This window comes from Vibrio atypicus, assembly GCF_009811315.1.
Taxonomy (GTDB): Bacteria; Pseudomonadota; Gammaproteobacteria; order Enterobacterales; family Vibrionaceae; genus Vibrio; species Vibrio atypicus.
The window spans coordinates 295,499-308,105 of sequence record NZ_BLID01000005.1 but is presented as its reverse complement, the minus strand read 5'-3'; the positions used below and the strand labels follow the sequence as shown (position 1 = coordinate 308,105).

Sequence of the window (12,607 nt, the reverse complement as noted above, 5' to 3'; positions counted from 1 at the left end):
TCTTACTATTGAATCACTTTACTTCTAAAAACCACGTCTCTTCCAAAACTCCCCTTCATCCCTTGAGTAGACATCAAAAGTTTTATCTGCAACGACTCTACCTTTCATTGAAATAGTCATACGCCATTTGCCGATATTGGATTCAAAACCATTCATAGGGTCAAGAAGTTGGATTGTGTCGCCTAGGTAAAAGTCCCAATCATTACTGCCTACATGCAGATCACCAGTAAAAGGCTCAAGCACCTGACCCTTTTTCCCTAATACTCCAGGATGATCAATGCAAAACTCCACAACCTCGCCTTTGGCTTTTTTTACGTTAATGATAAAGCCGAACTCGATATCTTCATCAGCCGGAACTTTAGTTGTAAACTCTTGAATTTTAGGTAACTGTTTGGCTTTCGAGTCCCACTCGCTATAAATTCCATACGATGTCATTTCGACTATCGCTGAGCGTTTTGCCATTGCTGCCACCGTTTTTTCATTGTTGCTATTGTTTTTGGGTCAACCCCGTGAATGTTGCCGTATTGGTTAGTACACTCAATCACTTCAAAAGTCGCCCCATATTGACGGGCTAACTTTTGGTAAGGTGCAATCTCCCAGCGCCGGACGAAAGTGTTGGATACCACGACACTTTGCTTTGCCGCCAGTGATCTTTCTGTCATAGCCTTACACCATTGATGCGCGTCACCAATTTTTTCGGCTTGATAGAGGTACGTACCATCAGACTGGATGAAGTACATATCTGCCTCGTAATGATTGCAGCTATATGTCTTCGCCAACGTACTTTTCCCCGAGCCTGGCAAGCCACGAATCAAGGTTAGTTTGATACTCATACTGATATTCTGTAAGTATTGATAAGTTGGATATTAATACAAAATCGCTCAAAATTGCTATCGACATCTCATTCGCATTAGGTTAAGTTTAGATGTATAGACGTCCAAACATCGCTTAGGGAGTAAGCTGTGCCAATTAAGATCCCCGATCAATTACCTGCATCTGACGTATTACGTGAGGAAAATATCTTCATTATGCCGGAGTCTCGCGCTTCGACTCAGGAGATCCGTCCGCTTAAGGTGCTGATCCTCAATCTTATGCCGAAAAAAATTGAGACGGAAACTCAATTCTTACGTCTACTGTCTAACAGCCCACTTCAAGTAGACATTGAACTTCTTCGTATTGATGACAGACCGAGCAAGAACACGCCAACCGAACACTTGGATAACTTCTACCGCCAGTTTGAGATGGTCAAAGAACGCAATTTTGATGGTCTAATCATTACTGGTGCGCCACTTGGTTTAGTTCAGTTTGAAGATGTGATTTACTGGGATCACTTGCAAACCATCATGAACTGGGCAAAAGAGCATGTGACTTCAACACTCTATGTCTGCTGGGCGGCGCAAGCTGGGCTTAAACTGCTTTACGATCTGCCAAAGCGCACTCGCAAAGAGAAGCTATCTGGTGTTTACCACCACCAAACATTGCAACCTTATCACCCTATTCTGCGTGGCTTCGACGATAACTTTTTAGCCCCTCATTCTCGCTACGCAGACTTTTCCGCCGAGTTTCTTGAAGAGCATACCGACTTAGATATTCTCGCGACCTCTGACGTTGCAGGTGTTTACCTCGCAGCGACGAAAGACAAACGAAATGTCTTTGTAACTGGGCACCCAGAGTACGATTCGTTCACATTACATAACGAATATATCCGCGACCTTGGTGAAGGGATGGAGCCTGTGATTCCGGTAAACTACTACCCGAACAACAACCCAGACAATAAACCAAACGCAAGCTGGCGCAGTCACGGACATTTGCTGTTCGCGAATTGGCTGAACTACTGCGTCTACCAGCAAACACCTTACGATTTGGATCACTTTAGTGAAGCTAATTTCACTAAGGACGATTAATCCAATATCAATAATAACAAAGGGCTCACATCGAGCCCTTTGTTATATTTCAATGCCTTACCTTTTCCTATGTGGTTTGAATACGAATAATTGCTGAGTCAGTCGCATTGTTCTTGTAACTATCTCTATATCCCATTTCGTTTACGTTATACATGCAACTAGATGTGCAAAATAAAGAATGGAATATGCGACGAATAGGACTATGGCTTACAATTGCCCTCAGCGGTTGTGTCACCGTTGAATCAAATAACCAACAACCGCTAGTTTCACACCCCGAGCAGCGTTCAGAAGCTCGCATCGCATTAGGCCTTGGGTATATGGAACAAGGGAATATGCCAAAAGCGCGCGAAAACCTCGAAAAAGCGCTCCAACACGCCCCTAATTATTATCGAGCACAACTCTCTTTAGCGCATTACTTTGAAAATGTTGGTGAGTCAGCATCTGCCGAATCTCTATATAACAAAGCATTAAAGCAGCACCCCAACAATGGCAATGTACTTAATAATTATGGGACGTTTCTATGTAAACGCGGCGACTACCAAGAAGCTGACCAGTATTTCCGTAAAGCGATTGAGCAACCCTCTTACTATCAAGTCTCTTCTAGTTATGAAAATGCAGCCCTATGTGCTCTAAAATCTGGTGATAACGTTCAAGCTAAGCGTTACTTCATTCGAACCATCGAACATGATCCACAACGCGTACCGTCTATTCTGAACTTGGCCAAGTTAGAAATCAAAGATATGGAATACACACAAGCACGTATTCGCTTGATGAAATTCCATCAACAATATGGCTTGCAAGTCGCTTCTTTACGGTTGCTAATCGAACTAGAAAATCAGGCTGGCAACCCAAGTTTAGAAGCGAATTATCGAGCGAAGCTGGCTGAAATCACACCAGATAGCTAGCGCCTTTTTCTATGATGAGTTTGGCGCCGCTTTTTAACACGAGAGGCGCGTTGAATCTTTTTGTATTCTTTATAAAGGATGTTGATAAACCCAAGTAAGCCTAATAAAGCCAGCATGGAAAACAGCCATAAAAAGCTGGTGCAAATCCACGCGGGTTCACAGGGCATATAAATTTCAAACTCCATACACCCTCCTTACCTATACTCAACTGGTTAGCTTTTCAACTTAAGCCATGCTTGACGTTGCTCTGGGGTTTTGAACGTCCATGCAATAAAACGGCTGACCTTTTGACCTTGACTCATTTCGACGATTTTCGCCTCCAAAGCCCCTGCCTTTTCGAGATTCTTACGCATCCAACGGACATTTTCTTTTTTTGATATCAAGGTCGTAAACCATAAGACCTGATCAGCAAACTGTTTACTTTCAAAGGCCATATTCTTAATAAATTCCGCTTCACCACCAAGACACCAAAGTTCCGCTTTTTGGCCACCAAAGTTAAGTATAGGCGATGGCTTAGCTTTAGCGGATTGGCTCTGCTGACCTCGCTTGGCTTTATTTGCAGCAAGGTTTTTTATTTTACGCTCAGTGCCTTGTTGCGCCTCTTGCAAGGATTTGTGAAAAGGCGGATTACAAGTCGTGACATCATAAAATTCACCAGGCTGTATGACACCTTTAAAGAAATGCTTACTCTCAGCCTGCAAACGGCATTCAACTTTGCCTTTTAACGCCTCATTAACCAGTACGATATTGTTAGCATTGTCCACAGATACGGGATCAACATCAGAGCCGATATACTCCCACCCATATTGAGTTGCCCCAACAATAGGATAGATACAGTTTGCGCCGACTCCAACATCTAGCGCTCTAACCATAGAGTGCTTTAAGGTACGGCTCTCTTTGTTTAACAACTCAGCTAAGCGATGTATGTAATCAGCTCGCCCCGGGATAGGCGGGCACAAATAACCTTCTGGAATATCCCACTGTGTGACGTTGTAATGATGCGCCAACAATGCGCGATTGAGTAACTTCACCCCTTTCGGGTCTGAAAAGTTAATGCTCTGCTCACCGCGCGGGTTTTTAATCACATGCTTTTTTAACTGTGGTAGCGCCTCGGTTAACGCATCGAAATCATACCGACCGTTATGAGGGTTCTTATTGTGCAGGCCACTTTTACCGCTTAACGTCGTCACCTTCATTACGGATTTGTCACCGTGATTATTTGAGGTGGCTTTCGCTTTCTTAGAGCTCGACTTATCATCAAGGCTTTTACGTCGTGGTGAGTTAGGCTTTTTCGCTTGATTCATTGTTTTATTCTAGTTCGTTGTTTCTAAGTACATCATGAAGAGGCGAGCATCGAGTTCCAACTGGTGGTAGTCAGGCTCCATATGACAACACAGTTGATAAAACGCCTTGTTGTGATCTTTCTCTTTCAAGTGAGCAAGTTCATGAACCACTATCATTTTTAACAACGGTTCCGGCGCGTTCTTAAACACACTCGCGATACGAATTTCGTTCTTTGATTTGATTTTACCGCCATGCACTTTGGACACGTAAGTATGCAATCCAAGCGCATTATTGATCAGGTGGATCTTATTATCGTAAATGACTTTGCTCAGCGGAGATGTTTTCTTCATATAACGATTTTTCAAAGCCATCGTATACTCAAACAGCGCTTTTTCACTTTTGATGTTGTGATTTTGAGGATATCGCTGCTCGAACCAAGCTTTCAATCGCCCAGACTCAACCAGTTGCGTTACTGGCGTTACGATATGTTCAGGGTAGCCTTGAATGTATCTCAGTACAGAGTTCATTAATCAATATTTGGTCAGTAGTTTTGAAGAGGCGTCAGTCTACCCGAATCACACTTGCCATTCACGGTCTTTTCATTACACTTCCCCTATCAAAGATGTAGGAACAAACTAATGAAACGACTTGTACTGTACGTAAAAGACAAATGCCCACACTGTAAAGATGCCCAGCGCTATCTCGATTCTAAAGGCTATAAGTACAGGTTAACGAATGCAAAAATGCAAAGAGGAAGAAAAGAGCTAGACGCCATTGGTGCCCGCTCTCTCCCTGTATTGAAGATTGGTGACCGCTACATGATCGGTTGGAACCCAGGTAACTTCGAGAAGATGTATAAGAGCTAACTCTTGAGTGCAATTAACTAGAGTGTTCCATCAGCACTCTAGTTGAAAGCTTGATTAAACCCGCAGTAAATTAACGCGGGTACTCCTGCCATTAAAAACTTCAAACATACGATGCTATTGGCAGAAAGGCGTTTTTCATCAATATCTTCCGCTTCCTCTGGCTCTTCAACAACCTCTGTCTCACGACTCTCCGGTAAATTACTGCCAAATCCACTGCCTGGTGGGTACATATAAAGCAGTGTTGCACATCCCCACAAAGACATCAGCACCATGAAAGCGTAGTCTGAAGCGTATTTCAGGCCGAAAAATGCAGTGGTAGCTTCAATCGCATAAATAATTGCAAGCGCAACTACGTTACCGATAAGCGCAAATTTGATGGTACTTCTTAATTCCATTTGTCTATTTCTTTGCTTAATTTGTCGTTGTCAGTTTTGCTTGATAGCAGCCTAAGCTTTCATCAAACACAAACTCCAACTCATTGCCAATACTCGCTAGCTTATCTTGTTGATAGTGAGAAACATAGAGCAATTGGCTTAAGTTCTCACGTGCGATCAGCTCCAACGTGTTTTTAACCAGGCGTCGACCAAGATAGTCTAAACCTTGGTACGGCTCATCTAAAATAAGCAATGCAGGCTGTTTGACTATTGCTCGTGCGATTAATAGTAGCCTTTGCTGACCGTACTCCAACTCTCTAAATGATGTTTTGGCGTATTCACTCATGTGTAAAATGGCCAACCATTCCTGCGCGAGTTGTATCTCTTTCTTGGTTGGTTGTTGGTACAAACCTATCGAGTCGTAGAAACCAGATAAAATCACTTCGAGCGCGCTACAGCTGACTCGATACTGCAAATGCAAAGCTGAGGAAACCATACCGATGTGTTTTTTGATCTCCCATATCGACTCTCCACTACCACGTTGATTACCAAATATTTGGATATCATTAGAGTAACACTGAGGATGATCGCCAAAAATCAGACCTAGCAAAGTACTTTTTCCACAACCATTGGGGCCTTTCACCTGCCAGTGTTGGCCATTATTAATGCGCCAATTTAACCCGGTAAAGATGGTTTTTTCGGTGTATTCGACTCGACCATCCTTAATCTCAAATACCGGATTAGCAAAGTGAGTCGAGTGTTGATGACGTTGAATTAGGGCAATCATCTCCTCACTTTGTTGCTGAGACTGCGCTTTAATCTGGCTAACAACCGGATGACTTTCCCATTCATCTTTATTCATGGTGTTTTCAAGCGCACCATGATTAAAAAGCGCAATACGCTCTATCCATTCAGGAATGTCTTCTTCACGATTAAAGGTGATGAGCATCTGTGTTGTTTGCTGACGGAGAGCTAAATAACGCGCTAAAGCTCGGCGGTGTGCCACATCAAGACCAGTAAACGGGTTATCAAGGACAATCAAATCAGGCTCTGTTGCTAAAGCCCTGGCAAGCATGACTCGGCGAGTCTCCCCCGTTGATAAAACGCGAAAACCGCTCTCTCTGAGATGTTCTAAATCCAAATCACGCAGTAGTTGCTCGGTCAGTTGCGTATCGCTACTTTGCTCGTTGATGAGAAAATACACCGTCGTTCCTTTATCAATCTTATCGAGAAAGTTGGTGTCATCCTTGGCTATTTCTTCCTCTAACAGACGCTGCTGTTCCACTAAAGAGACTTGAGCAATGCGCCCGTCGCTTAACTCTAGTTTTCCGGATTCAATGGTCAGTTCTCCACACAATAAACAGCCAAGAGCAGATCCAATATCACCTTCAGTGCTGAATACACCCCATGATTGACCTCGGCTGATCGCCCAGTTTGAGATCGTTAATCTGCTTGTGCCTGACTCGACCGAGACATCTGAGAAATGAATTTGCATTGATTCGGCATCCTTACCTAAAAATCGAATTGAAAAACACGTTACTTCAAGACGTTATTTCGTGCGATAGAGAAAGATAGAAATGTGATATTGGCAGACGGAAACGTAAATCAGGTGTACTGCTTCACGAAATCAATGAAGGTCCGATCGGCGACCGATAAATACCCCTCTTTGCGCCAGGCCAACGCTAAACTCAATTTCACAGGCTCATCAAATGGGATACCCACCACTGAAGGTTCATGCTCTGTAACTAAATTCAGTAAGGCCGTAATCGCGAACTCATGTTGGACAATACTCAGAATCATCGGCAACAAGTTGGTCTCAAATGAAAACCGCATTTCAATACCATGTTGCTGCGCCCGTTTTTCAATGTACTCGCGGTGAAAGTAACCAGATTTGAACATGACGAGCTCATGTTTAAAGAACTCCTCAAAGCTGATGCTGATTTGGTTAGCAAGTGGATGTTCTTTACCGACCACAGCAACCATCTCAGTATCAAAAAGGTGATCAACTTCGAGGTCATCAGGGACATGATCATTATTGATAACGCCAATATCTAGTTCACCGTCGAGCAACATCTGCCTGATGGACTCAGTGCCCGCGTCCACCAGCGTCAGTTTTAAATTGGGGTAGCGCATCTTAAAAGCCATTAACACCTGAGGGAAAAAGTAAGAACCCATCATACTTGGCGCTCCCAAACGAACCTCACCTTTCTCAAGCCCCTTGAGTTCATCAATGGCTAGTTGGGCATCATCCAATTGTTGAAGTACACGCTTTGCATGCTCAAGTAATACTTCGCCCTCATCCGTCAACATAACCTTTCGGTCTTCACGGCGAAACAGCTCTACCCCAAGTTGTTGCTCGAACTTCTTAATTGAAATACTCAATGCTGGTTGAGCAATATGAAGCGCTTTAGCTGCCATAGTAAAATGTTGATGTTCAGCAACGGCGAGAAAGTGGCGTAGGTGTTTAGAGTCCATATCGTGATATCAAAAATATATTATGTTCATATTTTTAATATATTTTATCAATCCAATTTTCACTGATAACTTGATCACATTAATCGCTCTATTGTGACTTATCACATGATTCAAATTGGCAGCAAACAATATCAGAACATCACTTGGGGTTTAGCTCTGGGCTCATTCCTCATTTTTTGTAACCTCTACTTATTTCAGCCGATGCTACCGTATATGGCACAGCACTTCGTCGTTACTGAAACGCAAATAAACTGGATTTTTGCCGCTTCGACATTGGCCTTATCAGTCTTCTTAGTTCCTTGGGCAGTCGCGTCGGAGTCTTATGGCCGAAGAAAAGTCATGTTAACGGGCTTACTGTCACTCCCATTCATAAACCTCGCCATGCTAATGAATGACTCTTTACTTAGCCTTATCTTATTGCGTGCATTACTGGGAATAGCCCTTGCTGCCTTTGCGTCGGTTGCGGTCGCTTACATGGTGGAAGAGCTCTCAGAAAAAGCCTTTAGCAAAGCAATTGGAACTTATATCGCTGCCAACTCTTTAGGTGGAATATTCGGCCGTATTGCAGGTGGTACGCTTACAGACGCATTTGGTTGGCAATACGCGGTGCTGGTTATTGCTGGCCTAACCTTTCTGGGTGGTCTAGTGGTAATTCGACTGTTGCCGATACAAAAAAACTTTACGCCCCAACGAGGCATGTTGCGTTACCACAATAAAGCACTCATTAAACATATGAGAAACAAAACGCTCTGGCTGGCAATGCTTGTCGGGGGGATCAATTTTGCGCTATTCGTTAATCTCTACTCAGTGATGGGTTTTCGATTAGTTGCCCCGCCACTTAGCTTACCCGTGAGTTTGGCGTCTTTGATCTTTCTTTGTTACTTAGCAGGAACAATTAGCTCAAAACTTACAGGAAGATGGTGCGCTCATTTCTCTCCTATCGCGGGTATTGTTACGGGCTCAGCGATCAGCTTTGTTGGAATGATGGTTGCGTATTTTGATTCAATCGCCAGCATGGTTTTAGGCTTAATGCTGATCAGTTTCGGCGCTTTCTTCACTCATACTCTGGCTTACTCTTGGGTCAGCCGAAAAGCGACACATGCCAAAGCGACCGCGACAGCGCTCTATCTTGTTCACTATTATATTGGTGGAAGTATTGGTGGCTTCTTCTTGATTTATTGCTGGCAGCATGGAGGTTGGCTAAGCGTCATGCAAGGCGGAAGTGTGCTCTATCTCGCCCTATTTTCACTCTGTTATTTGCTATCAAAACAAGACGCCAAACCCACAGACTGCGAGCCTCTTGCTGAGAACTCTGCTATTCTTGGCCCAAATTCTAATTTGGAAGCAAAATGACAACCACACGCTCAACAGAAGAGATTGCTCAACAAGTTAATCAATGGCTCAATGACGTGGTCATCGGCCTGAATCTCTGTCCATTTGCTGCAAAACCACAGCGTAACAAACAGATCAAAATTTTCGTCAGCGAAGCCACCCAAGAAGAAAGCTTACTGGAAGATATTTTATGCCAGTTTTTGGAGCTAGAGTCTTCAACACCAGAAGAGTTGGAAACCACTTTGGTTGTTGTGCCGAATATGCTTGAAGATTTCTTCGACTACAACTTATTCATTGATTGGGTCGAAGCCCTGATCAAACAGCAGGATTGGGAAGGGACTTTTCAGTTAGCCACCTTCCACCCAGATTATTGCTTTGGTGGCACAGACCCTGAGGATGACGAAAACCTCACCAACCGTTCACCGTACCCAGTGTTCCACTTGATCCGTGAAGAGAGTATGGAAAAAGTATTGAAACACTACCCGAATCCAGAAGCGATTCCTGATACCAACATTGCAAGAGTTGAATCACTCACCGCAGAAGAACGCCGTAAGCTGTTTCCTTACTTATTCAGCTAATCGAGCCCCCTATCGCAATTTAACTAGGCAAGAGCCTGCTTCGGGTCCTTGCCTGTAAATCCCTTTACCAGCAACTACGTCTATAATCTCCCCACTCAACTCGTTAAAAATGGCGAGCATGCTTCTGCTTTGGTAGTATTAGCCCACTGTTATTTCAATCCAGGTTAAGGATATGCACCTTTCTAAACTCACTACCGAAATCTTTGAACACATTTACCGCGACATCACTGAATTTCGTAGCACTTTTGACCTACCTGTTTCCTCGCCTGAGAGCTTAGATGACAAAGCAGACACACTGCACACGTCTCTAGCTATTGAAGAACTGACTGAACTTGCTGAAGCTGATAGCAAGACAGAGCAAGCAGATGCGATTGTTGATAGCGTTTATGTTTTGATGGGGCGCCTTGTTCACTTAGGCCACGATAAAATCGAAGACAACTTAGCGATTAGCTACCTTATCGACCTACTACTGAATGTCGCAGTAAACCGCGGGATTGATTTTGTACCGTGTTGGGATGAAGTTCACTCAAGCAACATGAGTAAAGTGTGCCGTAGCGAGAAAGAGTACGCGGAAACCGAAGCGCATTACGCAGAACAAGGCATCAAACTAATGGCTGTTCAAAAAGGCGATTACATTATCGCAAAATGTGCAGAAGATTTTGTCTCTGAAGGCAAAACGATTCGCCAAGGTAAGGTTCTAAAATCTGTTTACTATCGCCCGGCGGATCTAGCTCCGCTAACCAAATAATCTAAAACCGCCATTCAGCACAGACTGAGTGGCGGTATATAATTCCACCCTTTCCATATACACATCCCTCTTCCCCTAGTGACTGGCCAAAAACATTTAAGTATTTGGGCAACAGTACATCGAATTTGTTTAAAACAATCACTGAATTAAATATTAACCATAATAACTTAGTGTTGAACGCTGCTGTTTAGCCCCAGAAATTCATAGCCGATAAATAAACTGACTCATACCATATACGGTTCACCATACTCTACGACTAATGTCTAACTGTCTGAGGCTGTTTGTTTTTTTTGGTTTGTTATAAGGTACTAACAATCAAATCTCAGTGACCTTCTTAATTCGCAGTTTATTTATTACTTATATTAAACCGTGAGTTGTTTTCACTTATTAATTAATAAATTCATTTACAAAAATACAGAGTCATCGAATTCTTTGTGGCAGAAAATATATAGCTACACCTTCGTGCCCTGAAGCAATAACGTTTGTTGGAATAACACACCTTAGAGTGTGAACGAAAGGAATCAACATGAGCAGTACTTTAGAGTCCGTACATATACGATCAGATAAGCCTCAAGCCAATGAGGATGAACTCACTTATGAGCAACAACATAAACCCAGATCGGAATTTGATTCCCGAGAACAATATTTAGAGCATGAGTTACAAATCATGGTGCCTAAACGCTGGCGTCCTAATTTGCCGCTTAAAGATTATCGGTTCGAAATAGAAGATACCATCCCAGCGATGGCGGCGACTATTGGTAAGATTGTTATGGTGGGAGCCATTGCAGCCACTTTTGCCGGGGCGCTAGGGTTAAATGAAGGCTTTATTTTAGAAAATGTGCGTTATGAATTACTCATCGCCTCTGTTTTCATTATTCTTTTCTCAGGCTTTCTATTGCCGACTGCTAACCTCGCAGGTACGCACGGCCCACTCATCCCGTTAATTCCGATTGTCGTAGCAGCAGGTGGCCACCCTATGGCCTTTGGCTTGCTGATAGGCGCTTTTGGTTTAATGTTAGCCATCAGCAAAGGTGGCAGCATGTTGGCAAACCTCACCAGTAAGGGAGTGTGCGGCGGTTTACTGCTCTACCTCGGCTTTGTTGGAACCGTTTCTCAGGTAAAAAAGCTGTTCGCATGGGCTGAGGGAATCGGTATGAGCCACATCGCTTTTATCGTGATCTTTTGCACCATTATTTTGTACGCGTTATTGGAACATTTTCGTAAGCGTTGGTTAGCCGTACCTCTTAGTTGCTTATTGGGTGGTACTTTAGCTTTTGCCATGGGCGCCCCGTTTTCTTTTCAAACCGAGCCTGGTTTACCCAATATGAACCCTATGTATTGGTGGGGAGAAAATACAGGCTGGATGCTAGGTCTACCTACGCTTGAACATTTCATGGTGGTATTGCCCTTTGCTATTTTAGCCGTGGCTATGTGGTCGCCAGATTTCCTAGGGCATCAAGTATTTCAAAAAATCAGCTATCCCGAACGTACAGAAAAAGTACATATGAACATTGACGATACCATGACTACAGCATCAATTCGTCAAACGTTCGGTTCTCTGCTTGGTGGTACTAACTTTACGTCTTCATGGGGTACTTATATTGTTCCGGCAGCGATAGCCAAACGCCCTATTCCTGCTGGCGCTTTGCTCACAGCTCTGTTCTGTATCATCGCCGCTGTTTGGGGTTACCCAATGGATTTAGCTATCTGGCAACCTGTACTGTGTGTAGCGCTAATTGTTGGGGTATTTGTTCCATTGCTCGAAGCTGGAATGGAAATGACACGGGAAGGGAAAACAACCCAGTCGGCAGCGATTGTTGTGTTTTCTTCCGCGCTCGTTAACCCAGCGTTTGGTTGGTCTCTCACCATGCTGTTAGATAACTTAGGCCTAATCGGTTGTAAAGAACGTAGCGGTGAACTGAGTAAAATGAGCCGTTGGGTGTTACCTGGCATTATGTTTGTGGTACTAACGAGTGTGATGGCGTTAGTTGGTCTTCTACCAGGGTTGCCAGCGATTATCCCAAGCTTTCGTTAACCTCTAAAAAATAGCTTTCCAATGTTTAACCCTTTCTGTTGCTAAGTTTGGGTCAGAACACAAAAAGGCCTCGCAATCGCGAGGCCTTGGTTTTTCTATCGAACTC

15 protein-coding genes are annotated in these 12,607 nt (G+C 43.6%); 7 read left to right on the top strand and 8 right to left on the bottom strand.

What is annotated here, in order from left to right:
- Window positions 1–24: 24 nt before the first annotated feature.
- Together GVO60_RS13210 and GVO60_RS13205 are read right to left on the bottom strand one after the other, a co-directional pair.
- The gene (locus GVO60_RS13210) at window positions 25–462 is read right to left on the bottom strand and encodes a DUF3859 domain-containing protein (RefSeq protein WP_159654764.1); all 438 of its coding nucleotides are present in this window, start codon (window positions 460–462) and stop codon (window positions 25–27) included.
- Complete coding sequence (locus GVO60_RS13205) at window positions 441–833, bottom strand: ATP-binding protein (RefSeq protein ID WP_159654762.1); 393 nt, start codon at window positions 831–833, stop codon at window positions 441–443. Before GVO60_RS13205 ends, GVO60_RS13210 begins: the two co-directional genes overlap by 22 nt.
- A 129-nt stretch (window positions 834–962) precedes the next feature.
- On the opposite strand from GVO60_RS13205, the gene metA reads away from it, so the two are divergent.
- Both metA and pilW read left to right on the top strand, forming a co-directional pair.
- Window positions 963–1,904: a homoserine O-acetyltransferase MetA gene (gene metA / locus GVO60_RS13200; protein WP_159654760.1), complete on the top strand. Its 942-nt coding sequence runs from the start codon at window positions 963–965 to the stop codon at window positions 1,902–1,904.
- 185 nt (window positions 1,905–2,089) lie between these two features.
- A complete protein-coding gene (gene pilW / locus GVO60_RS13195; RefSeq protein ID WP_159654758.1) occupies window positions 2,090–2,809 on the top strand; it encodes a type IV pilus biogenesis/stability protein PilW in 720 nt (239 codons plus the stop codon).
- On the opposite strand, the gene GVO60_RS13190 is transcribed toward pilW, so the two are convergent.
- From GVO60_RS13190 to GVO60_RS13180, 3 genes are read right to left on the bottom strand one after another with little or no spacing between them, the layout of a single operon-like run.
- On the bottom strand, window positions 2,806–2,994 hold the full coding sequence (locus GVO60_RS13190) for a hypothetical protein (RefSeq protein ID WP_159654756.1): 189 nt from the start codon (window positions 2,992–2,994) through the stop codon (window positions 2,806–2,808). The two genes, pilW and GVO60_RS13190, sit on opposite strands and share 4 nt — an antisense overlap.
- 27 nt (window positions 2,995–3,021) lie before the next feature.
- Window positions 3,022–4,113, bottom strand: a complete 1,092-nt coding sequence (gene rlmF, locus GVO60_RS13185) for a 23S rRNA (adenine(1618)-N(6))-methyltransferase RlmF (RefSeq protein ID WP_159654754.1) — start codon at window positions 4,111–4,113, stop codon at window positions 3,022–3,024.
- Between the two features lie 9 nt (window positions 4,114–4,122).
- A complete protein-coding gene (locus GVO60_RS13180) occupies window positions 4,123–4,620 on the bottom strand; it encodes a M48 metallopeptidase family protein (RefSeq protein WP_159654752.1) in 498 nt (165 codons plus the stop codon).
- 111 nt (window positions 4,621–4,731) lie between these two features.
- Between GVO60_RS13180 and GVO60_RS13175 the strand changes: the two genes are divergently transcribed.
- Window positions 4,732–4,959, top strand: coding sequence for a glutaredoxin family protein (locus GVO60_RS13175; RefSeq protein WP_159654750.1), 228 nt, complete (start codon window positions 4,732–4,734; stop codon window positions 4,957–4,959).
- Between the two features lie 38 nt (window positions 4,960–4,997).
- On the opposite strand, the gene GVO60_RS13170 is transcribed toward GVO60_RS13175, so the two are convergent.
- The 3 genes from GVO60_RS13170 to GVO60_RS13160 form a co-directional block, all read right to left on the bottom strand.
- Window positions 4,998–5,354: a hypothetical protein gene (locus GVO60_RS13170; protein WP_159654748.1), complete on the bottom strand. Its 357-nt coding sequence runs from the start codon at window positions 5,352–5,354 to the stop codon at window positions 4,998–5,000.
- Between the two features lie 16 nt (window positions 5,355–5,370).
- Entirely contained in the window at window positions 5,371–6,828 is a 1,458-nt protein-coding gene (gene modF / locus GVO60_RS13165) for a molybdate ABC transporter ATP-binding protein ModF (protein WP_159654746.1), read from the bottom strand.
- A gap of 110 nt (window positions 6,829–6,938) precedes the next feature.
- Complete coding sequence (locus GVO60_RS13160) at window positions 6,939–7,808, bottom strand: LysR family transcriptional regulator (protein ID WP_159654744.1); 870 nt, start codon at window positions 7,806–7,808, stop codon at window positions 6,939–6,941.
- 105 nt (window positions 7,809–7,913) lie between these two features.
- On the opposite strand from GVO60_RS13160, the gene GVO60_RS13155 reads away from it, so the two are divergent.
- The 4 genes from GVO60_RS13155 to GVO60_RS13140 all read left to right on the top strand — a co-directional run bounded on the left by GVO60_RS13155 (window position 7,914) and on the right by GVO60_RS13140 (window position 12,501).
- A complete protein-coding gene (locus GVO60_RS13155; protein ID WP_159654742.1) occupies window positions 7,914–9,161 on the top strand; it encodes an MFS transporter in 1,248 nt (415 codons plus the stop codon).
- On the top strand, window positions 9,158–9,718 hold the full coding sequence (locus GVO60_RS13150) for a DUF1415 domain-containing protein (protein WP_159654740.1): 561 nt from the start codon (window positions 9,158–9,160) through the stop codon (window positions 9,716–9,718). The genes GVO60_RS13155 and GVO60_RS13150 overlap by 4 nt, the downstream gene beginning before the upstream one ends.
- A gap of 172 nt (window positions 9,719–9,890) precedes the next feature.
- Window positions 9,891–10,466, top strand: coding sequence for a nucleoside triphosphate pyrophosphohydrolase family protein (locus tag GVO60_RS13145; RefSeq protein ID WP_159654738.1), 576 nt, complete (start codon window positions 9,891–9,893; stop codon window positions 10,464–10,466).
- A 526-nt stretch (window positions 10,467–10,992) separates the two neighbouring features.
- Window positions 10,993–12,501, top strand: a complete 1,509-nt coding sequence (locus GVO60_RS13140) for a DUF3360 domain-containing protein (protein WP_159654736.1) — start codon at window positions 10,993–10,995, stop codon at window positions 12,499–12,501.
- Window positions 12,502–12,607 lie beyond the last annotated feature (106 nt).

Coding starts and splice junctions, on each gene's coding strand:
- rlmF (WP_159654754.1), bottom strand. CDS start 4,113: ATGAATCAAGCGAAAAAGCCTAACTCACCACGACGTAAAAGCCTTGAT.
- GVO60_RS13205 (WP_159654762.1), bottom strand. CDS start 833: ATGAGTATCAAACTAACCTTGATTCGTGGCTTGCCAGGCTCGGGGAAA.
- GVO60_RS13180 (WP_159654752.1), bottom strand. CDS start 4,620: ATGAACTCTGTACTGAGATACATTCAAGGCTACCCTGAACATATCGTA.
- GVO60_RS13150 (WP_159654740.1), top strand. CDS start 9,158: ATGACAACCACACGCTCAACAGAAGAGATTGCTCAACAAGTTAATCAA.
- GVO60_RS13170 (WP_159654748.1), bottom strand. CDS start 5,354: ATGGAATTAAGAAGTACCATCAAATTTGCGCTTATCGGTAACGTAGTT.
- GVO60_RS13190 (WP_159654756.1), bottom strand. CDS start 2,994: ATGGAGTTTGAAATTTATATGCCCTGTGAACCCGCGTGGATTTGCACC.
- GVO60_RS13155 (WP_159654742.1), top strand. CDS start 7,914: ATGATTCAAATTGGCAGCAAACAATATCAGAACATCACTTGGGGTTTA.
- modF (WP_159654746.1), bottom strand. CDS start 6,828: ATGCAAATTCATTTCTCAGATGTCTCGGTCGAGTCAGGCACAAGCAGA.
- GVO60_RS13175 (WP_159654750.1), top strand. CDS start 4,732: ATGAAACGACTTGTACTGTACGTAAAAGACAAATGCCCACACTGTAAA.
- pilW (WP_159654758.1), top strand. CDS start 2,090: ATGCGACGAATAGGACTATGGCTTACAATTGCCCTCAGCGGTTGTGTC.
- GVO60_RS13140 (WP_159654736.1), top strand. CDS start 10,993: ATGAGCAGTACTTTAGAGTCCGTACATATACGATCAGATAAGCCTCAA.
- GVO60_RS13210 (WP_159654764.1), bottom strand. CDS start 462: ATGGCAAAACGCTCAGCGATAGTCGAAATGACATCGTATGGAATTTAT.
- GVO60_RS13145 (WP_159654738.1), top strand. CDS start 9,891: ATGCACCTTTCTAAACTCACTACCGAAATCTTTGAACACATTTACCGC.
- GVO60_RS13160 (WP_159654744.1), bottom strand. CDS start 7,808: ATGGACTCTAAACACCTACGCCACTTTCTCGCCGTTGCTGAACATCAA.